Genomic DNA, 18,154 nt, shown 5'->3' with positions numbered 1-18,154 from the left:
CGGTGGCCGGTGACGGCCCCCGGTGCGGTTTGCAGGCACGCACGAGAGCCAGGGCACACCCCAGGCACAAGGTCTGAGCGTACCCAGCGCACTGACTCCGGTCAAAACAAAAGCAACGGGGCCGATCACGGCCGGCGTCCCCGCCGTCCGGGCCGCGTGTCGGGTGTGTGGCGCGCCACATGGCGCGGGACGACCGGCGGGCACCCGCACGGCCGCCGACTGCCGACAGCCGGGCGCGGGTAGCGGACGCTCTCCTCGTCTACCCCATCGGGGCGGCGGTATTCCTGTCGTCCCCGGCATTGTGGGCCCCGGGCACACGGACCGGCGAAGTGTGATCCGTCCCGCGCGTGTCGCGGCCCACGAAGTACGCCGGACGGTTCTGTACGGCCGCGCCGCGCCCCGCCGCGCCGCGCTCCCGTGCCGCGCCGCGCCCCGCCGCGCCGGATCACCGCACCCGGCGGGCCGTCCCACGGACCGCGCGTTCCGCGGCGAAGACGTCTTCCAAGCGGAAGAGCTGGGCCCGGCCCGCCCTGCCGGCCGGCTTGAGGCGGCCCAGCTGGACCCACTTGCGGATGGTCGCGGGGGCGACACCGGCCTCCCGGGCGGCCAGCGGGCCGGGGATCAGCGCCGGCAGGCCGTCGGTCATGCGCCGGCCTCCCCGGTGGCCGCCGCGCGCTCCCACTCCCCCTCGTCCCAGGTGTGCCGGTAGGCCGGATCGTCGTGGCAGCCGCAGACCGGGTCCGGGCAGCGGCACGCGGGGTTGATGCACAGCACCGCGCTGCGGTCGGGGAAGGCCCGCAGGGAGACCGAGTCACACCAGGGGCAGCGGCCGAAGACCCGTACGACGGTCTCGGTGTCGCCCAGGGCGCGGGCGCAGCGGCGGGCCATGCGCCGCGTCTCGTCGCGCACATGTGCCGCCAGGACGGGGTCGGCTGCGATGCCGTCGAGCAGGGAGGCGATGCGGCGCAGCCGCTCGGGCACCGGGGCGCGGCGCGCCCGGGGCAGGCCCAGCCGGTCGCGGACGGCCTCCTCCAGTTCGATCACGCCGTCCGTGATGTCGCGGATGGCGTCGGAGATGTGCAGGCGCAGCGGGGCCGCGCTGTGCCCGGGGGCGACGAGGCCGTGCCGCTGCTGCAGGAGCAGGGCCTCCTCGCGCTCCTCGCGGATCCGGCCGGCGAGGCCGGGCGGGGGCGGGACCGAGGGGCGGTGGTGGGCGGGGGCGGTGCGGCCCGGGACGAGTTCGGCGGACAGCTCCGGGAACTGCTGGAGGAGGGTGGTGATCCATAGGGCGGCCTGGGCCGCGCTGCTCTCCTCAGGCAACGGAACCTCCCTGCGCGGGGAGGTACGCCAGGGCCGCCGGGAGGTGACGGGCCGGTACGGGGACCGGCCGGCCGGAGCGCCAGAGGCGGCCGCCGCAGACACCGTCGAACCAGTTCTCGGCCGGGGCCACCGTCTCCTCGCAAGCGCGGCGCACGGTGCAGCGGGCGCAGGCGCGCAGGGCAGGGGCGGCCTCCCCGGGCTTCTTGGAGAAGACGACGCGCGGAGGAAGCCCGGCGCAGGCGGCGGCGGACCGCCAGGCCGATGCGGGTGGGCAGGAGCTGGATGCGGACATGGGACCTCCCTGTGGCTCCGGGAACGCCGGCTCGGGGACGAGCCAGGCGGAGCGAACGCCCATACGGTTACAGATTGCGTGCGCGCTCGCAACGTTTTTCGGTCCCCGTCCGCGGCACCCTCTTCACGGACGCCCCGAATCCCGACGGTTTCTCCGCACCGCTTGCACGAGAGCATGTAATTCCGCGCGCGCAAGCAAGCTAAACTTGCCTTCCCCCGAGAGAAGCGAGCACACGATGACCAGCCAGGATCTGGACGCGTTCGCCGCGTGGGTCGAGGGCCTGATGCGCGACCGCGGCTACGACATCGACAGCCCACGCGGCGGCGGCAAGTCGCGGATCGCGGACGAGGCGGGCGTGCACCGCGCCGCCGTCACCCGCCTGCTGCAGCGCCAGAGCATGCCGGACCTGGAGACCACGCGCCGACTCGCCCGCGCCCTGGGCGTGCCGGTGCGCGACATGCTCATCCGCTCCGGCCGGCTGACCGCGGAGGAACTGGCGGACCCCCACGACCAGTTGGCCGCCCCTGCGCCCAGCGCGGAGTTCGCCCGCCGTCCCACGCTCGAAGAGGTCGCCGACCTGCTGGGCGTGCCCGCCGACCGGCGGGACATGTTCGTGCGGGTCGTGGAGCAGTTCCTGCCGAGCGAGGCGGAGACCGAGGCGGCCCAGGCACTGGAGGACGGGCGGACGCCGATGGAGCCGGCGACAGGGACCTCCCTCGGCACCGGCTGACCTCACCGCCGTCGACCCGCACCCATGGCGGTGGTTCACATCACCCGCGCCGCCTTCGCCCGGCTCCCCGCCGCGCTCCACCCCACTCCCCCACCGCCCTCCGCCGCACACATCAACCGCGGCCCCGGCACCTCCCCACCGCTCACCGCTCACCACTCACCGCCTCCCGTCCCATCGCCTCGCCCGCCGCCGACCGCCGCCTCCCCGCCCGGCCTTTCCATCACGTTCGCCCCCCTCACCGCAAGCACCTCGCCGATTTAGTTGCGCGCGCGCACGCTCATCTGTCACAGTTGGTGCAGCGGCGGAGCTGTGCCCGCGAGGCGGGCCAGGTCATCTCGCCGTATGCCGGGCCGGGGCGCCGCGGCCCCTCCCCTCCCCCGCGCGGCGCCGGCCCGGTGTCTCTCACTCCGCCCAGCCGTCCCGAGGTGACCCGGCATGACCACACCCACCCCACCGAGCGCCTTCCCCGATGTCGAGGCCCTGGTCGTCGACATCCTGCAGGCCGACTCCGCCCTGTCCACGGCGCTCGTCACCGTGCAGCCGCCGACGGGCTTCGACGGCACGGCCGCCGCCGTCCTCGTCAACCGGCGCGGCGGCGCCTGGATCGGCCAGCTCCACGTCGACCAGCCGCTCATCGAGCTGGAGGTGTACGGCCCGACCAAGCACGACGCGCACGTCCTGGCCAACTCGGCGCGCCGCGCCCTGATGGCCGCGGCCGGCAACACCTACGGCACCAACCAGATCACCGAGGTGGAGGAGATGGACGGCCCGCGCTGGCTGCCCGACTACCTCTACTCCGGAGCCAACCGCTACGTGGCCGTGCTGAAGGTGTTCCTGAACGTCTACTGAGCACCACGAACGTTCACGCCCGGGCGGTGCTCCCACCGCCCCCACAGACCGAAGGCCCCGCCGTCCCCGGCGGGGCCTTCGCCGTACCCGGACCAACACGGGGACGGCACCCCAACAACCCTCTGTACAAGGAGAAAACCAACCATGGCAGGTACCAACTCCTCCGAGATCCGCATCGCCGGCGTCGGCCGCCTCTACGTCGCCGCCCCCGGCACGGCCGTACCGACCGCCTTCACCGGCGACTCCGCCGCCGACTGGGGCACCGGCTGGAAGGACCTCGGCTTCACCAGCGGCGACGGCGTCACCTTCAGCAAGAAGGACAAGCTGGAGCCGATCGACGTGTGGCAGGCGGTCAGCCCGGTCCACTTCGTCTACTCGGACCGGGACCTGACGCTGAAGTTCTCGCTGATGCAGTTCAACGAGGACACGCTGCCGTTCTTCATGGGCGGCGGCACGGTCAACGCGGTGGACCCCACCAACAACCCGGGCGTCTACCAGTACGACGTCGCGGACCAGCCGCACGCCGACGCCCGCGCGCTCGGCCTGGAGTTCACCGACGTCCGGGCGGACGACGGCTCCACCGTGACCTACCGCTTCGGCGTCCCGCGCGGCCAGGTCACGGCGTCGGACGACATCAAGCTCGCCCGCAAGGCCGCGGCCCAGCTCGGCATCACCTTCACGGCCATGGCCGCCGCCGACGGGTCGGCGCTGGCCAGCTTCGTGATGAAGGACGCCTCGTACCTGGTCTGAGCCACCCGCCGATCCACCGGCCGATCCACCGGGCGGGGCGGCCGATGCCGCCCCGCCCGCCCCGCCCATCCGCTCATCAGGACCCACTCGGCCCCCTGGGCCCCACGGACGCACAAGGAGCACACATCACCATGGCCCGTTTCGACGTCAACGCCGCCCGCGCCCAGCGCCTGGAAGCCCTCGGCCACACCTGGTCGTTCGAGCTCGATGGCGAGACCTACACCCTGCCCACCGAGCTGACGCGCGCGACCGCGAAGTCGCTGCGCAGGCTCGACGACAACGACGTGGACGGGCTGCTCCGACTGCTCATGGGCGAGGAGCAGTTCACCCGCTTCGAGCGGCACGAGGTCACCATGCAGGACATCGCCGCCGTCCTGGAGGCCTACGGCAAGGAGACCGGGCTCGGCCTGGGGGAAGACTGAGCCTCGTCGGGTTCGTCGACGAACACGCCGAGGCCCTCGAAGCGGACCTGCTCCGCTACTACGGCATCGACCTGCTCGACTGGCACCGCGACCGCCTCTCCGCCCGTCGGCTCGCGGTGCTGGTCAAACACCTGCCGCGGGACAGCGCCCTCAACCGGGAGCTGCACGGCGAGGCGGCCGACTGGTCGGTGACGGATCATCTGCTGGCGGCCGCCGTGGACCATCTGGCGGCCGCCAACTGGATGTTCGCCTGCGTCAACTCGGCCGAGGACGGGGACCAGCCGGAACCGCCGGCTCCGGTGCCGCGCCCTGCGGACCCGGCGGAGGAGCCGGACGGCGGAGCGGAAGCCGAGCGCTCCGAGGACGGCGCTGCCGGGACGACGACCCCGCGGGCGGGTGCCGCGCAGAGCTCCCGGCCCGATTCCCGAGCCGGCACCGGGGACGGGACCGGCACCGGCACCGGCACCGGCACGGCCCCGTCCCCGGTGCAACTGGCCAGGTTCTTCGCCTGAACCACCGGGCGGTCCCGCCCCGCTCAGCGGGAGTCCGACGGCCCGGGCTGCTCGTCGCTCCGTCGGCCGGCCGCCCGCCCCTCCAGTTCGTCGGCGAGGGCGCGGGCCCGGTCCGACAGCCGCGGCCGTCCCGCGCCCCGGGCCGCCGAGGACTCGGCGGGATCCTCCTGCCGTTCCTCCGGCTCCGCCCGTCGTCCCCTGTCCCGCCCGGCCCCCGTCTCACCGGGCCGGTCGAGCGGGGGCACGCTGGGCCGCCCGTTGCGGCGGACCACCGGCCGCCGGTCCGACGGCGCCGACCGCTTCTCGCGTATCTCGCGGGCGGACAGCAGGATGTCGGCCGCGGAACCGGTCGCCGGCCAGCCGCTCGGGTCCCCTGATTCGTCCCCGGCGTCGGCAGCAGCCTCCGTACCGCTGGGCGGCGGGGGAACGGACGGGAGCGCGTCGGCCGCACGCCGACCGCCGCCCTCGCGGACCCCCTCCTCGCGGCCGTACGGCGCGGCGGAGGCATCGCGGGACGCCCCGGGCGCACCCCCGGCGCCGGACCCCCGCACCGGCGTCCCGTCCGCCACGGACCGCTCCCGCTCCCCGCGTCTCTCCACCCTCGTCACCTCCGAAGGGGGGCGCAGGAGCTGGACGTACGGCAGCGGTATCACCTCGCCGCCGCCCCGCTCGCCCTCGGGCCGACGGGCCCGGCGCGGCCGGCGTCCCGTGCGGGCGTCCTCCTGCCCCTGGAGGTAGGCGGCGGTGATCCGCTCCTCGTACGCCCGCCGTATCGCGGGCAGCCGCTCGTCGACCACATCGGCCCAGCCCGCGCTGTAGGCGGACAGTTCGCGCCGGTCGAGCTCGCCCCGGGGAAGGATCACCAGTTCGTCCGGTGCGTATCCGAGGCGGAGGACGAGCTCGGAGACACGGGCGATGAGATGTGGCAGATCGGGGGCTAGTTCAAGCCAGTCGATCGCATGCTGATGCCGCGCGTTCGCGTCCCGATCCACCCCATAGGCCTTGCTCTCGTCCCTGCCCCATCGCGCCCCCGCGCGAGGACGGCTGCCCCACCGCCGTCCACCGTCGTCTGACAGACCCTCACTTCCCCGGATGAGGGCCGCTGTTCACGCTTCATTCACCGACGGGAGGACGGCCGGATCCTACTCCACGACACCGACACGACCTTCATCGCACCCCGCATCGCCGCAGGTGGGACATGGGCCGGGTGGGCGTCCCGGCCGAACACGGAACAGCACCCCCGGATTGCTCGTACACTCGTTCGAATATGGGGTTCACGCGCCCCAGAGGCGCCACCTGTACCACCAGCCCAGCGGACAGACCGGAAAGCAGGCAGACATGGTGACTGGCACGAGCAACTCCCCACAGCAGCCGATCGACGCCTACACCCGCCTCGCCCACCTCCTGCGCACCCCTGCCCCCGACCGCGATGCGCTGCTCGACCAGCTGTACGAGGAACTGCTCACCCGGGAGTCACGGGCGTACGCGGCAGGCTGGTCGGACGCCCTGACGGAGGCCCGGCGGGCCCGCCGCGGGCGATAGCGCACCGCACGCTTGAGCGTGCATGTGATCGCCGCGCCGCCGGCCGGCTCCACCGCTCCGCGACGTGAGGCCGTCCGGGGCGGGTACGCGTCGCGGAAGGTCCCCTTGCCCCCCGAGGGAGCAGAGCGCCGCGATGCACACCGCGCGGGTCGGAAATGAGCGAGTTCGGGCAGGTCATGCCGCCGTTTGCCAAGTCTCCCGGGGCTGCCGGTGGCCCAGATCCACCACTTGCCCACGGGGCAGACCCACCCGACTCCGGGGACAACGGCGGCAGAGTGGGCGGCACTGGCCGCGACTCCCGGTGACGCCCGGGCCGCCGCCGCGTACGGCCGTACGTCACCGGCCGACTGGGCACGCCTACCGCAGACACAGGCGTCAAAGCGAAAACCGGGCAGCGACTGCGATCATTGCGGTCACCACTACGGCAAGGCACAGACCCAGGAGCGCCATATACCCCTCCTGGGTCCTCCATAGCGGCTTCTTCAAAACCTTCTCCGTCGTCGCCCTGCCTGGCTTGAGAGGGTCATAAACGACTTGGACGATGGATTCGCCACCCACGAGCCCAAGATCCTCGGCCGCCATTGTCACGTAGTGCCTCTTCCTCGCTTCGTCCCGATAAATGACATCGACCGATGGAATGTTTGCATTCCAGCTTGTACCGCCACATCGACCTTCGGTTCGCACACCCCTTCTCCTGAGGATCCACACGTCGCGCAGACCGAAAATCCCCAACCCCAGGAACACAAGCGCCGGCACATAGACCAGGAAAATGAACAAATCAGTCTCTTTCGTGACATAACGCGTTCCGCTGTCGGCAATATCGGAGCAAGGATACAAAAAAGATGAGCGACAAGCAGAGAATCGACACCCTCGAGACAAAGATCTCCAAGCTTGAGACAACACTCAACAACAAGGCCGACAAATCCGACGCCATAAGCCCCACTCAAGCCAGAAAAGGAGTCCTCAAGACAGACGACGAAAAAACAAGCGACCTCGCCACCAGGTCGTATGTGGACCAAAAGACGGCACCAGCTTCGGTCTGGAAGACCATCCAGGACCTGGACCCCCTGAGCGCATCGAAATACTCCATAGGCTCCATATCCATGGGGTCATTCATCAGCGCAGGACTCGGCTCCGCCCTCGCACTCACACTTCCATCCTTCTTCTCCACCAGCGACATCCTCACAAAGTGGTTGGAAAATAAATTTCACGTCGTTCGACAGAAGAACGGTCTCCTTTGGAAGGAGTCCAACCAGCAACGAATCGATCGCCTGATAAAGGAAGGCCTCCCCGACAAGGTCAAGAACGCGCACAGACGCCTCAACTATCTCGAGAAGACGGTCGCCCAGCTGAAAAGGAGGTCGAACACGACCCGGCAGGCCGTCCGCCATTCGGAGTCGTCCCCGGCCCTCGCGGGTACAACTGACCGCTTGGTCATCCTCGAGACGCGAGTGCGTCTCCTCACGGAAGCTCTCGGGTGAGCCTGCCTCGGTTGCACCCAAGTGCGGCTCCTCATGAATCCTGGAGGCTCACATGTCCCTCGTACAGTCCTTGCGCCGGTCTTCCACGTCGCTCACCGCCTTCACCCAGAAGTCGGATGCCGCTGCCACGGCCGCCAAGGGAATCGGCGACAAGGCCCGCACCGCTGATTCTGGGCTCGGAAAAATCAAGTCGTCCGCCCAGAACTCCAGTGGTGAGCTGAAGAAGCTCAAGACCGCCACCGACCAGGCGGAGAAGTCCCTCGCCAAGGCCGGCAGGACCGGTTCCACCGCCGGCAAGAACCTCGGCAAGTACGAGTCCGGGGCGAAGAAGGCGGCCAAGGGCCAGGACAAGATGAACAAGTCGATGAAGGGCAACTTCTTCGGCATGCTCATGGACCTGCTCCAGCCGCTCATCGAGAAGGTCGTCGAGATGGCGACCAGGTCGAAGACCATGCAGAAGGTCCTCAAGACGGCCTTCGGCGTCATCAAGTCGGTGATAGGCAAGGTCATGAAGGCCATCGGGCCGATCATGAAGAAGGCCGCCAAGCTGATCAAGTCCGTCTGGAGCGGCATCAAGAAGGCGGTCTCGGCCGTCGTCAAGGCCGTCGCCAAGGTCATCAAGACCTACGTCGGCATCTGGAAGAAGGTCATCACCACCGCGCTGAAGGCGATCAAGACGGTCGTCCGCAGCGTGTGGAGGGGCATCAAGGCCGTCATCTCGCCGGTCGTCAACTGGATCAAGTCCGCCATCCCGAACGCCTTCCGTGCCGTCAAGAACAAGCTGTCCAGCATCTGGGGCGGCCTGAAGGGCATCGCGAGCCGCGCCTTCAACGGCATCAAGAGCGCCGTGCGGGGGCCGATCAACGCGGTCATCGGCATCATCAACCGCGCGATCGGCGCCCTCAACGGCATCAAGGTGCACATCCCGGGCTGGGTGCCCATGGTCGGCGGCAAGACCTTCGGCGTCTCCCTCCCGCGCATCCCCGCCCTCGCGACCGGCGGTGTCGTCATGCCCCGCTCCGGCGGTGTGCCGGCGATCCTGGCCGAGGCCGGTGAGGCCGAGGCCGTCCTGCCGCTGAGCAAGCTCGACCGGCTGCTCCGCAGGGCCGCCGGGCACGGCCGGGCGCACCACGGATCCAAGAAACACCACGGCGCGCTGCACATCGAGAACTACTACGCGGCCGAGGCCAGCAGCCCGCAGCACACCGCCGACGCGCTGATGTTCCTGGCGAAGGCACGCGGATGAGTACGGCGGCCATGGGTGCGCCGGTCAACCCCCTTGCGGGGGTCGCACCGGCGCTGCGCGGCTTGCGCAGCAGCGTCCAGCACGGCAGCAGCGCCCTTCGTTCCCTCACCGGCCGGATCAAGAACGCCGCGACCTCCGTCGACCGCATCCGCTCCGGCGCCGGCCAGGCCGACGGCGCCGTACGCCGGACCAAGGCGGACGCCGATGCCGCGGCCCGTTCCGTGGCGCACACCGGGCGGACCGCCGCCACCGGCATGCGGGGCGTGAAGTCCGTCGGCAGCAGGGCCAAGGGCGCCGTCCGCTCCTTCGGCAAGCTGTCAGCCGGCCTCGGCGGTGTCCTGTCCCTGGTGGCCGGTCTCATCGACGTCGCCGGCATCGTCGGCGACCTCATGGGCACCTTCGGCACCGCCATGACCATCGGCTCCGGCGTGATGACGGTGATCAACCTCGTCACCCGCGCCAATCCCATCGGCTTCGTCACCGGCCTGCTCCTCCCGGTCGCCGGCTGGCTGCTGGACCTGGCGATGAACTCCGAGACGGGCCAGCGGCTGATGGACCAGCTCGCCAAGCTCGTCCTGAAGTACGTCCAGAGCTACCTGAAGATCATGACCCCGCTGCTCAAGGTGATCGCGAAGGCGGTGGGCACCTACGTCACGGCCTATCTGACCGTCATCACCACCGCCCTCACCGTCATCGGCACCCTCATCGGCACCGGCTTCGCCGTCCTGAAGGCCCTCACCACCGGCGACACCCGCGCCCTGCACGGCAGGGCGGCCTCGATCTGGCGGGGATTCAGGAACGCGGTCAAGCCGGTACTGAACTGGATCACCCACGACATTCCCCGGATGTTCTCCCGGGTCAAGGGAGCCCTGTCCGGCACGCTCGGCGCGATGGGCCGGTTCGTCACCACCGGCGCGCAGACCGTGGCCGGGGTCGTCAAGGGCCCGATCCAGGGGCTGGTCGCCTTCGCGAACTGGGTGATCGACGGCCTCAACAAGCTCAGCTTCAGCTTCTTCGGCAAGAAGTTCGGGGTGCACCTGAGCAAGATCCCGATGCTCGCGGAAGGCGGCGTCGCGGTCCCCGGCGCCACCCCGCGCACCGGCCGGGTGCTGCCGCTCACCGCCCTCGGCCGGGAGCGCGTGCTCGCCGCCCGGCGCCGGGCCGCGGCCACCGCCCGCCACCAAGACCACCGCCACCGCATCGAGGAGTTCCACGAGAGTGCGGGCACCGGTGCCCGCGGCATCGCGGAGGACCTGCTCTTCCTGGCATCCGCCCATGCCAGCGCATGACGGCCGGGAACGGCGGGCGGCCGGCACCGGCCATCGAGGCCACCGCGCCGGCCGGCCCACCGCCCACAACCGTCATTCAGCCACGACAGTGAGGTGACGGCCCCATGGCCGAGACGACCACAACCGCATACACCGACGACGTTCTCCCCGGCTCACTCATCACCCGCGACGGGCAGATGCAGTGGGCCGGACTGCTGATGGGCCCCGGCACCCCCTACGAGATCGACCGGGGCGGCCTGACCGGCTGGGAGGACCTGCCCGACTACGACACCTCCGACGCCGACCGCCCCACCGCGCACGGCGCCTGGCCGGGCGCCCGCTACGCCAAGCCCCGCAAGGTCGGCGGCACGGTGTGGACCCTGCCGGCGGCCGACGACAGCGCCTCCTCGCTCGCCGCGATGCGCGCCCTGCGCCAGGCGCTGCTCCTGGGCGAAGAGGAACGCTGGCTGGCGGTGCGGCTGCACGGCGAGACGCTGGCCGTGCGGGCCCGGGTCGGCCAGCGGGTACTGGCCGCCGACCGGACCTACACCACGCAGGGCGTCTCCCGGGCGTCCGTGCAGTGGTACGCCACCGACCCGCGCCGGTACGCGGTCGCCGAGCAGTCCGCGGTCACCGGCGCGCCGCAGCCGGAGAGCGGCCTGACCTGGCCGTTGACCTGGCCTCTCTACTGGGGGCAGGTGGCCGCCACCGGTGACGTCACGATCACCAACGACGGCTCCGCGCCCACCCACCCGTTGATCACCTTCACCGGCCCGTGCGGCAATCCGACCGTCACCGACCGCGCCTCGGGCCGCAAGCTGCGCTACGGGATCGCCCTGGCCGCCGGCGACGAGCTGGTCGTCGACACGGCGGCCGGCACGGTCACCCTCAACGGCAGCGCCTCACGCCGCCACACCGCCGCCGCCGACAGCAGCCCGGAGGAGCTGTTCGCCTTCGAACCGGGGCAGGCGCAGCTGGCGTTCCGCCCGGACACCTACGACTCGGGTGCGTGGATGACCGTCCGCTGGCGCTCGGCGGAGTGGTGAGTGCCATGACCGTACGCTCAGCATGGCTCACCGCGTCCGGCCAGAGCCGCGAGGACACCCGCGTCACCCTGTCCGGTCTGCTCACCCCGAACGCCTTCGCCGCGGAGGACATCCCGTTCAAGGCCCGCGGCGGCATCGTCCCCGGAGGGTTCGCGCTCACCGGTACGGCCGGGAGCATGACCTTCACCGTCGGCCCCGGCCGCGCCTTCGTGCAGGGCGGCCGGCTCGTCCAGGGCACCTACCCGGTGGCGGTGACCGAGCCGGAGACCCTGACCGCCGCGGACGGCGACGCCCAGTACGCCCGTATCGACCTCGTCGAACTGGCGGTCCAGGACACCGTCTACGACAGCACCGGCCAGACCCGGGCGTTGGTCCGCCTGGTCCCGGGCGCTCCCGCTGCCGTACCCGCGGCTCCGGACAGCCCCGACGGCAGCGCCCTGCCGCTCTACCGGATCACGGTGCCCGCCGGCGCGTCGGCCGGCGGCGGCGGACTGGCCTGGGACAGCGCGGTCACCAACCTGCGCTGTGCCACGGCGGCCCTCGGCGGGATCGTCCCGGCGTCCGGTTTCAACGGCGCCTACGCCGGCCAGTACCGGGACACCCCGGGCGTCCTGGAGCGCTGGGACGGCTCCGGCGTCCCGCGCGCCACCTGGCTGGTCGGCGCGGGCCCGAGCGCCACCAGCGTCGGTGGCAGCGCCCTGCTCAAGTGCGCCGCCGGCGACCAGCTCGCGCTGTACGGCCAGCAGAACTCCGGCTCCACCATCACCACTCTCGGCGGTTCCGGCTACTACACCAACCTCACGGCCGAATGACTCAGGTCCTGACGCCCCCTCGCCTCCCCGCACTCCCCCGTTCCCTTCCGGAGATCACAGGAGACCTCAGATGAACCTGCGCAGCTCATGGGCGGCCGAGACCGGTCAAACCCGCGAGGACACCCGCCTGACCCAGACGGGTGCGACCACACCGACCAACCCGCTGGAGGTCCGCTCCGGCATCCTGCCCGGCTCCTACGACGGCCGGTACCGCGTCTCGGGCTTCTGGATGGACGGCGGCTCGGGCACCATGACCGCCACCGTGCACGAGGGCCGGGCCGTCGTCCAGGCCGCAGCCAACCAGGGCGCCTACCCGGTCACGCTGCCCGAGCAGACCACGATCACCTTCGCCGACGGCGACGCCACGTACGACCGCATCGACCTCGTCGTCCTGCGGATCTACGACAACGTGTACGACAGCTCCGGCTTCACCAAGGCCACCCTGGAAATCGTCCAGGGCACCCCGGCCCCCACCCCTGAGGTGCCGCCGCTCCCCGGCATCGCCATGCCGATCTACCAGGTCACCGTCCGGGCCGGGGCCAGCGCCGGCAACGGCGGTGTCAACTGGAACGGCGACGCCACCGACCTTCGCACGCCCACCGTCGCGGCCGGCGGCATCCTCCCGGCGTACGGCGACACCGGCAACGGTGCCTACCCGGGCCAGTACCGCGACTCCGGCGGCGCCCTGCAGCGCTGGGACGGCTCGGCCTGGGTGGCGTACCCGAGCGCGCTGGGCGGGATCGCCCCGGCGGGCACGGTCACCACTGCCAGCTACACCGGGCAGTACCGCGACAGCTCCTCCGGGGTGCTGCAGCGCTGGAACGGCTCCGCGTGGGTGTCCTACCAGCCGGTGCCGGCCTGGACCGACTACACACCGGTGTGGGGCGCCGAGAACGGCACCGCCCCCAGCATCGGCAACGGCACACTGGCGGGGTCCTACGCCAAGCTCGGCACGCTCGTGCACGTCCGGCTCTACCTGAAGATCGGCTCGACGACCAACCTGTCCGCCCAGGACGCCAACGCCAACTGGACGTTCTCGCTGCCGGTCCCGCCGGTGTCGACGGGCTGGAAGCTGGACGGCCGCGTGCTCGACGTGCTCGGTTTCGACAGCTCCGTGGCCCACATGTACAGCGGCTGCGGGCTGCTGTCGACGAACAACGGCGGCGTCGTCCGTTCCCTGCGCGACACCCAGCAGATCGGCGCCGCCATCTGGGACAAGAGCTTCCCCTTCGCCTGGGACACCGGCGACGTGCTGTCGATCTACGGCACCTACGAATCCGCCTCCTGACCGGCCGACCGAGAGGAACCGAACATGAACGCACGTTCCGCCTGGCTCTCCCCGAGCGGCCAGACCCGTGAGGACACCCGGGTGACCCAGATCGGCGCCCTCACCCCGGTCACCGACCTCAGGGGCCGGTCCGGTGTCCTGCCCGGCTCCGCCGACGGAATCTACCGGGTCACGGGTCTGTGGCTGGGCGGCACGGCCGGCGGCATGACCGCGACGGTGAGCCCCGGCCGGGCCGTCATCCAGGCGGCGGACGCCCGCGGCGCCTACCCGATCGCCCTGACCGAGCCGGCCTCGCTCACCTTCGCCGACGGCGACGCCCAGTACGACCGGGTCGACCTCGTCGTCCTGCGCGTCTACGACCACGCCTACGACGGATCGGGCCGCACCGAGGCCGTCGTCGAGATCGTCGAGGGCACTCCCGCCGCCACCCCGTCCGCGCCCCCCGCCCCCGACGTCTCCCTCGTCCTGTTCACCGTCACCGTCGCCGCCGGCACCAGCGCGGGCACCGGTGGCATCAACTGGGACACCGCGCCCACCGACCTGCGGCCCACCACCGTCGCCATCGGCGGCATCCTGCCGACCCGCTCCGACGACAACGCCGCCGGCGGCTACCCCGGCCACTACCGCGACATCGTCAACACCCTCCAGCGCTGGGACGGCACGGCCTGGATCCCGTACCCGAAGGGAATCGGCGGCATCGCCCCGGCCGGCGCCCTGACCTCCGGCGGGTACACCGGCCAGTACCGTGACGCCTCGAACGGCGTCCTGCAGCGCTGGAACGGCTCGGCATGGACGACGGCCGTGGTGACGCCCGTGTTCGCCTCGTCCCTGGACGCCGGGTCCACCACGTCGACGGCCTACACGGCCACGCTGTCGGCCACCGCCGTCACCTCGCTGACCCTCACCTTCACCGCCCCGCCCACCGGCGCGGTGCTGCTCCACTTCGGCGCCCGCATGTGGACCAGTGGCAGCACCACCGCCGCCGCGTACATGGCCCCGCAGATCACGCAGGACGGCACCGTGTTCTTCAACCCGGTCAACGACGAGTACTCCGCCGTGTACGGCGGTCCCGTGGCCGGTTCGGTCTCCACCATGTGGCGGCTGAACGGGCTGACTCCCGGCGCCACCTGCACGATGACCGCCCTGCACCGCACCAACGACTCCACCGTGACCTGCTGGTTCGACAACATCTTCATGCGCGTCGACCCGGCCGGCTGACAGCCTCCCCCGTCCCGAAAGGAGCCCGACCATGCCCGTACGCTCCGGCTGGCTCTCCCCCGATGGCCAGACACGCGAGGACACCCGGCTCGTCGCCCTCGGTGCCCTCACCCCCACCTCCCCGGTCGCCACCCGCTCCGGCGTCCTGCCGGGCTCCTACGACGGCCAGCACCGCCTCTCGGGCTTCACCCTGACCGGCACGGCCGGCAGCATGACCGCGACGGTCGGCCCCGGCCGGGCCCTCGTCCAGGGGACCGACGCCCAGGGGGCCTACCCCGTCGCACTGGCCGAGGACCTGTCCCTCACCTTCGCCGACGGCGACGCCCAGTACGGCCGCATCGACCTCGTCGTCCTGCGCGTCTACGACCACGCCTACGACGGATCGGGCCGCACCGAGGCCGTCGTCGAGATCATCCAGGGATCCCCGACGGCGACGCCCACCGCGCCCCCCGCCCCCGGTCAGTCCCTCCCGCTGCACAAGGTCTCCGTACCGGCCGGCGCGGGCGCGGGCAGCGGCGGCATCGACTGGAGCACGGCGCTCACCGGCCTGCGCACCGCCACCGTCGCGGCCGGCGGCATCCTGCCCGTCGTCACCGACACCACCGGCGGCGCCTACCCGGGCCAGTACCGCGACGCGAGCGGGGTGCTGCAGCGCTGGAACGGCACCGCCTGGGCCGACTACCAGCCCCCGGTCGCGGTGGAGACCACCACCACCGGGGTCACCGCGGCCACCGACTGGTCGGTGGCGTGGTACAGCGCCCGCCGCACCGGCGGTGTGTGCTCCTTCACCCTGGCGCTCATCCGCACCGGCGCCGACCTCACCGCCACCGCCGCCGGTACCACCAACCCGGGCAACGTGGCCGACCAGCTGATGGCCACCCTGCCGGCGGGGTGGCGTCCGGCCGGCGAGACCACCGCGGCCGCCTCCGACGGATACGGCACCGGAGCCGCCCGCATCGTCGCCGACGGCTCGGTCCAGCTGATCGCCTGGACGACCAGCGGCGTCATCCATACCGGCAACAACGTGCGGATCTCCGCCTGCTTCGTGCTGTGACGACCGAACGGAGGAGCTGACCGCCCCATGACCACGAACACGCCCTATCGCGCGATCTTCTGCGATCTGCGCACCGACCGCACCATCGACATCCTGCCGCTGCGGGACGTCACCGTCGACGACTACATCGGCAAGGCCGGCTCCCTGGCCGGCACCGTTCCCGTGCCCGACGCGAAGACGGCGGCCCGCGTCCGCCGCATCGAGGAGGGCCGCACCTCCGTCTACCTCGAACGCGGGGGCGACCTGTGGTGGGGCGGCATCATCTGGACGGCCACCCTGCAGAGCAACGATCACGGGGTGCTCACCCTCGGCATCCAGGCGGCCACGTTCGAGTCCTATGCGAACCGCCGCCGGATCCGCGCCGACCTCGCCTACACGGACACCGACCAGCTGGCGATCGCCCGGAGCCTGTGGGACCACCTGCAGACCTCGCTGCCCGGCGGCGACATCGGCGTCACCGCCGGGAACGAGACCTCCGCGCAGAACCGCACGGTCTCCTACCGCAACGGCGACGAAACCGTCTACCTGGAGGCGCTCGACGCGCTCGCCGCCCTGGACAACGGATTCGAACACCGCATCGCCGTCTACCGCGATCCGGTCAGCGGCGTACGCATCCGCCGGCTGCAGCTCGGCAGCCCGCAGATCCGCGTCGGAACGACCGACCTGGTGCTGGACCGGCCGGGCACGATCCTGTCGTACTCCTTCCCGCGCGACGCCACCCGCGGCGGCACCACGGCCCGGGCGCGCGGTGGGACCGACAACTCCAACCAGGCCGCGGAATCCCGTCCGGTGTACGCCGACGCGGACGAGGCGAGCGCCCTGATCGCAGCCGGCTATCCGCGCATCGACCTGTCCTCCGACCACAACGAGACCACCAGCAGGGAGGTCCTGAAGTCGCTGGCCACCGCCGAACTCGCCCAGGCCGCCGGCGCGGTGGTGATCCCCGCGGTCACCGTGCGCCTCGACGACCTGGTGCCGTCGGCGCTGCTCGGCCGGACCGTGCGGATCCGGGTCACCGACGAGTGGTGGACCGAGGGCCTGGACATGCGCTACCGGATCGTCGGCGTCAAGGTCAGCCCGGCGCAGCGCGGCCGTCCCGACACCGCCGAGCTCTACCTGGAGGAGATCTGATGCCCCAGCTGCCCGAAGACATCATCGACCGGCTGACCCAGATGGAACGCCGCATCCAGCAGTTGTCCACCGCGGTCAACAACCGGCCGGCGCTGAACCAGATCTCCGGCGGCACGGTGGAGATCACCGACGGCGGCTCGCTGCTGGTGCGGACGCCGTCCGGTACGCCGATGTTCCGGGTCGGCGGCTGGAGCGGCGGCGAGTACGGCATGGAGATCCACCGCCAGTCCGGCAGCCTCGCGATGAGCCTGTACAACGGCGACGGCCTCAGCACGTCGCTGCAGCCGCTGCGCATCTACGACTCCGCCAACCGGGAGATCATCTCCGACGACATCACCACCGGCGGACTCGCCCGGCCCTGGCTGGCCATGCTGCCGCCGCAGGACACCGGCTACACGCGCTGGCCGCAGACCAGCTCGACCTCGTGGACGACGATCGCGATGTCGTACAACGTCGTCTGGCAGCCGAAGATGCGGCTGCTGCTGAACACCAGGGCCAGCTCCGGCGCGACCGGCTCCGTCCGGGTGCTCGTCAACGGCGCCCAGTGGGGCAGCACCGTCACCGCCCCCGCGGACTTCGACTACAGCGACCTGGTCGCCACCGACTTCGCCTCGGTGTACCGCACGCTGCTCAAGGTCGAGATCCAGGCCCAGGTCACCAGCACCTCCGGCACCGTCTACGCCGTCCCGGTCCTCATGTACGGCCGTCAGACCTGATGTACGGCCGTCAGACCTGATGTACGGCCGTCAGACCTGAAGAAAGGCAGCCATCCATGAACATCGACACCACCCAGCCCTGGGGCATCGCCGTCGACTACGCGGGCCGCGCCACCCTCACCGAGGCCGGCCACACGGTCTACGTCAACGTCTCCGACACCAGCCTCAGCAGCATCATCGCGCCGGACTCGATCACCGGAACCTACTCGCCCGTCACCGTCACCGCCCAGTTCACGGAGACCGGCGACAACGGCGCCGTCCTGCGCGGCACCGGCCGCGTCACGGTCATGCCCGTCGGCGCGGACCCGGTCGTCCCCGACCAGACGGCCGTCCAGCAGGCGGTCGCCGCCGCGCTGGCCGACTTCGAGGCCAACACATCGGCGTACGCCGCCCTGTGCGCCGCATGGCCGGCCGGCGGCGGTCCGGGCACCGGAACCGGCACCACCGTCTGACCCGCGCACGGTCCGCGCACCGTCC

General features: G+C 71.5%; 21 protein-coding genes and 1 pseudogene. 17 read left to right on the top strand and 5 right to left on the bottom strand.

The genetic code is table 11. The features are described 5' to 3' along the window. Positions 1 to 445: 445 nt before the first annotated feature. Genes ACFSL4_RS11930 through ACFSL4_RS11920 form a run of 3 tightly spaced genes read right to left on the bottom strand, consistent with a single transcriptional unit; the run spans position 446 to position 1,612 of the window. Positions 446 to 646: a hypothetical protein gene (locus ACFSL4_RS11930; protein WP_381081458.1), complete on the bottom strand. Its 201-nt coding sequence runs from the start codon at positions 644 to 646 to the stop codon at positions 446 to 448. Next, positions 643 to 1,320, bottom strand: coding sequence for a hypothetical protein (locus ACFSL4_RS11925; protein WP_381081456.1), 678 nt, complete (start codon positions 1,318 to 1,320; stop codon positions 643 to 645). Before ACFSL4_RS11925 ends, ACFSL4_RS11930 begins: the two co-directional genes overlap by 4 nt. Next, positions 1,313 to 1,612 carry a WhiB family transcriptional regulator gene (locus ACFSL4_RS11920; RefSeq protein WP_381081454.1) on the bottom strand — a complete coding sequence of 100 codons (300 nt, stop codon included), beginning with the start codon at positions 1,610 to 1,612 and terminating at the stop codon, positions 1,313 to 1,315. The genes ACFSL4_RS11925 and ACFSL4_RS11920 overlap by 8 nt, the downstream gene beginning before the upstream one ends. Positions 1,613 to 1,847: 235 nt before the next feature. Between ACFSL4_RS11920 and ACFSL4_RS11915 the strand changes: the two genes are divergently transcribed. The 5 genes and pseudogenes from ACFSL4_RS11915 to ACFSL4_RS11895 all read left to right on the top strand — a co-directional run. Beyond that, positions 1,848 to 2,342 (top strand): helix-turn-helix domain-containing protein, encoded by a 495-nt coding sequence (locus ACFSL4_RS11915; RefSeq protein WP_381081452.1) that lies wholly within the window; start codon positions 1,848 to 1,850, stop codon positions 2,340 to 2,342. A gap of 435 nt (positions 2,343 to 2,777) precedes the next feature. Beyond that, positions 2,778 to 3,191: a hypothetical protein gene (locus tag ACFSL4_RS11910; protein WP_381081450.1), complete on the top strand. Its 414-nt coding sequence runs from the start codon at positions 2,778 to 2,780 to the stop codon at positions 3,189 to 3,191. Between the two features lie 144 nt (positions 3,192 to 3,335). Further along, positions 3,336 to 3,941: a phage tail tube protein gene (locus ACFSL4_RS11905; RefSeq protein WP_381081448.1), complete on the top strand. Its 606-nt coding sequence runs from the start codon at positions 3,336 to 3,338 to the stop codon at positions 3,939 to 3,941. Between the two features lie 131 nt (positions 3,942 to 4,072). Further along, entirely contained in the window at positions 4,073 to 4,363 is a 291-nt protein-coding gene (locus tag ACFSL4_RS11900) for a hypothetical protein (protein ID WP_381081446.1), read from the top strand. Between the two features lie 65 nt (positions 4,364 to 4,428). Continuing rightward, positions 4,429 to 4,734 (top strand): annotated as a pseudogene (locus ACFSL4_RS11895) (hypothetical protein); the annotation flags it as partial. A gap of 164 nt (positions 4,735 to 4,898) precedes the next feature. Here ACFSL4_RS11895 and ACFSL4_RS11890 read toward each other — a convergent pair. Beyond that, entirely contained in the window at positions 4,899 to 5,867 is a 969-nt protein-coding gene (locus ACFSL4_RS11890) for a hypothetical protein (protein ID WP_381081445.1), read from the bottom strand. A 346-nt stretch (positions 5,868 to 6,213) separates the two neighbouring features. On the opposite strand from ACFSL4_RS11890, the gene ACFSL4_RS11885 reads away from it, so the two are divergent. Next, positions 6,214 to 6,417, top strand: coding sequence for a hypothetical protein (locus ACFSL4_RS11885; protein WP_381081443.1), 204 nt, complete (start codon positions 6,214 to 6,216; stop codon positions 6,415 to 6,417). Between the two features lie 375 nt (positions 6,418 to 6,792). Here the strand turns inward: ACFSL4_RS11885 and ACFSL4_RS11880 are convergent, their stop codons facing one another. After that, the gene (locus ACFSL4_RS11880; protein WP_381081441.1) at positions 6,793 to 7,194 is read right to left on the bottom strand and encodes a hypothetical protein; all 402 of its coding nucleotides are present in this window, start codon (positions 7,192 to 7,194) and stop codon (positions 6,793 to 6,795) included. Positions 7,195 to 7,259: 65 nt separating this feature from the next. Between ACFSL4_RS11880 and ACFSL4_RS11875 the strand changes: the two genes are divergently transcribed. From ACFSL4_RS11875 to ACFSL4_RS11825, 11 genes are all read left to right on the top strand, one after another. Further along, positions 7,260 to 7,898 carry a hypothetical protein gene (locus ACFSL4_RS11875; RefSeq protein WP_381081439.1) on the top strand — a complete coding sequence of 213 codons (639 nt, stop codon included), beginning with the start codon at positions 7,260 to 7,262 and terminating at the stop codon, positions 7,896 to 7,898. A 52-nt stretch (positions 7,899 to 7,950) separates the two neighbouring features. Further along, on the top strand, positions 7,951 to 9,144 hold the full coding sequence (locus ACFSL4_RS11870) for a phage tail protein (protein ID WP_381081437.1): 1,194 nt from the start codon (positions 7,951 to 7,953) through the stop codon (positions 9,142 to 9,144). Further along, complete coding sequence (locus ACFSL4_RS11865) at positions 9,141 to 10,433, top strand: phage tail tape measure protein (RefSeq protein WP_381081435.1); 1,293 nt, start codon at positions 9,141 to 9,143, stop codon at positions 10,431 to 10,433. The genes ACFSL4_RS11870 and ACFSL4_RS11865 overlap by 4 nt, the downstream gene beginning before the upstream one ends. 104 nt (positions 10,434 to 10,537) lie before the next feature. Further along, complete coding sequence (locus ACFSL4_RS11860) at positions 10,538 to 11,458, top strand: phage distal tail protein (protein WP_381081433.1); 921 nt, start codon at positions 10,538 to 10,540, stop codon at positions 11,456 to 11,458. Positions 11,459 to 11,463: 5 nt separating this feature from the next. Continuing rightward, positions 11,464 to 12,270: a hypothetical protein gene (locus ACFSL4_RS11855; RefSeq protein WP_381081431.1), complete on the top strand. Its 807-nt coding sequence runs from the start codon at positions 11,464 to 11,466 to the stop codon at positions 12,268 to 12,270. A gap of 70 nt (positions 12,271 to 12,340) precedes the next feature. After that, positions 12,341 to 13,558: a hypothetical protein gene (locus ACFSL4_RS11850; RefSeq protein ID WP_381081429.1), complete on the top strand. Its 1,218-nt coding sequence runs from the start codon at positions 12,341 to 12,343 to the stop codon at positions 13,556 to 13,558. Positions 13,559 to 13,582: 24 nt separating this feature from the next. Then, entirely contained in the window at positions 13,583 to 14,776 is a 1,194-nt protein-coding gene (locus tag ACFSL4_RS11845) for a hypothetical protein (protein WP_381081427.1), read from the top strand. Between the two features lie 31 nt (positions 14,777 to 14,807). After that, positions 14,808 to 15,830, top strand: a complete 1,023-nt coding sequence (locus ACFSL4_RS11840; protein ID WP_381081425.1) for a hypothetical protein — start codon at positions 14,808 to 14,810, stop codon at positions 15,828 to 15,830. A gap of 27 nt (positions 15,831 to 15,857) precedes the next feature. After that, positions 15,858 to 16,961 (top strand): hypothetical protein, encoded by a 1,104-nt coding sequence (locus ACFSL4_RS11835; RefSeq protein ID WP_381081423.1) that lies wholly within the window; start codon positions 15,858 to 15,860, stop codon positions 16,959 to 16,961. Beyond that, a complete protein-coding gene (locus tag ACFSL4_RS11830; RefSeq protein ID WP_381081421.1) occupies positions 16,961 to 17,677 on the top strand; it encodes a hypothetical protein in 717 nt (238 codons plus the stop codon). The genes ACFSL4_RS11835 and ACFSL4_RS11830 overlap by 1 nt, the downstream gene beginning before the upstream one ends. Before the next feature lie 56 nt (positions 17,678 to 17,733). After that, positions 17,734 to 18,129, top strand: coding sequence for an ATP-binding protein (locus tag ACFSL4_RS11825; protein ID WP_381081419.1), 396 nt, complete (start codon positions 17,734 to 17,736; stop codon positions 18,127 to 18,129). The last annotated feature ends 25 nt before the right edge of the window (positions 18,130 to 18,154 follow it).

The organism is Streptomyces caeni (genome assembly GCF_042678285.1).
In the GTDB taxonomy this organism is placed as follows: domain Bacteria; phylum Actinomycetota; class Actinomycetes; order Streptomycetales; family Streptomycetaceae; genus Streptomyces; species Streptomyces caeni.
The sequence above is the reverse complement of the archived record's forward strand: the minus strand, read 5'-3'. Positions and strand labels throughout refer to the sequence as shown.

Bases quoted from the DNA above. Each gene is read 5' to 3' on its own strand.
- ACFSL4_RS11930 (WP_381081458.1), bottom strand. From the start codon at position 646: ATGACCGACGGCCTGCCGGCGCTGATCCCCGGCCCGCTGGCCGCCCGG.
- ACFSL4_RS11920 (WP_381081454.1), bottom strand. From the start codon at position 1,612: ATGTCCGCATCCAGCTCCTGCCCACCCGCATCGGCCTGGCGGTCCGCC.
- ACFSL4_RS11915 (WP_381081452.1), top strand. From the start codon at position 1,848: ATGACCAGCCAGGATCTGGACGCGTTCGCCGCGTGGGTCGAGGGCCTG.
- ACFSL4_RS11910 (WP_381081450.1), top strand. From the start codon at position 2,778: ATGACCACACCCACCCCACCGAGCGCCTTCCCCGATGTCGAGGCCCTG.
- ACFSL4_RS11905 (WP_381081448.1), top strand. From the start codon at position 3,336: ATGGCAGGTACCAACTCCTCCGAGATCCGCATCGCCGGCGTCGGCCGC.
- ACFSL4_RS11900 (WP_381081446.1), top strand. From the start codon at position 4,073: ATGGCCCGTTTCGACGTCAACGCCGCCCGCGCCCAGCGCCTGGAAGCC.
- ACFSL4_RS11885 (WP_381081443.1), top strand. From the start codon at position 6,214: ATGGTGACTGGCACGAGCAACTCCCCACAGCAGCCGATCGACGCCTAC.
- ACFSL4_RS11875 (WP_381081439.1), top strand. From the start codon at position 7,260: ATGAGCGACAAGCAGAGAATCGACACCCTCGAGACAAAGATCTCCAAG.
- ACFSL4_RS11870 (WP_381081437.1), top strand. From the start codon at position 7,951: ATGTCCCTCGTACAGTCCTTGCGCCGGTCTTCCACGTCGCTCACCGCC.
- ACFSL4_RS11865 (WP_381081435.1), top strand. From the start codon at position 9,141: ATGAGTACGGCGGCCATGGGTGCGCCGGTCAACCCCCTTGCGGGGGTC.
- ACFSL4_RS11860 (WP_381081433.1), top strand. From the start codon at position 10,538: ATGGCCGAGACGACCACAACCGCATACACCGACGACGTTCTCCCCGGC.
- ACFSL4_RS11855 (WP_381081431.1), top strand. From the start codon at position 11,464: ATGACCGTACGCTCAGCATGGCTCACCGCGTCCGGCCAGAGCCGCGAG.
- ACFSL4_RS11850 (WP_381081429.1), top strand. From the start codon at position 12,341: ATGAACCTGCGCAGCTCATGGGCGGCCGAGACCGGTCAAACCCGCGAG.
- ACFSL4_RS11845 (WP_381081427.1), top strand. From the start codon at position 13,583: ATGAACGCACGTTCCGCCTGGCTCTCCCCGAGCGGCCAGACCCGTGAG.
- ACFSL4_RS11840 (WP_381081425.1), top strand. From the start codon at position 14,808: ATGCCCGTACGCTCCGGCTGGCTCTCCCCCGATGGCCAGACACGCGAG.
- ACFSL4_RS11835 (WP_381081423.1), top strand. From the start codon at position 15,858: ATGACCACGAACACGCCCTATCGCGCGATCTTCTGCGATCTGCGCACC.
- ACFSL4_RS11830 (WP_381081421.1), top strand. From the start codon at position 16,961: ATGCCCCAGCTGCCCGAAGACATCATCGACCGGCTGACCCAGATGGAA.
- ACFSL4_RS11825 (WP_381081419.1), top strand. From the start codon at position 17,734: ATGAACATCGACACCACCCAGCCCTGGGGCATCGCCGTCGACTACGCG.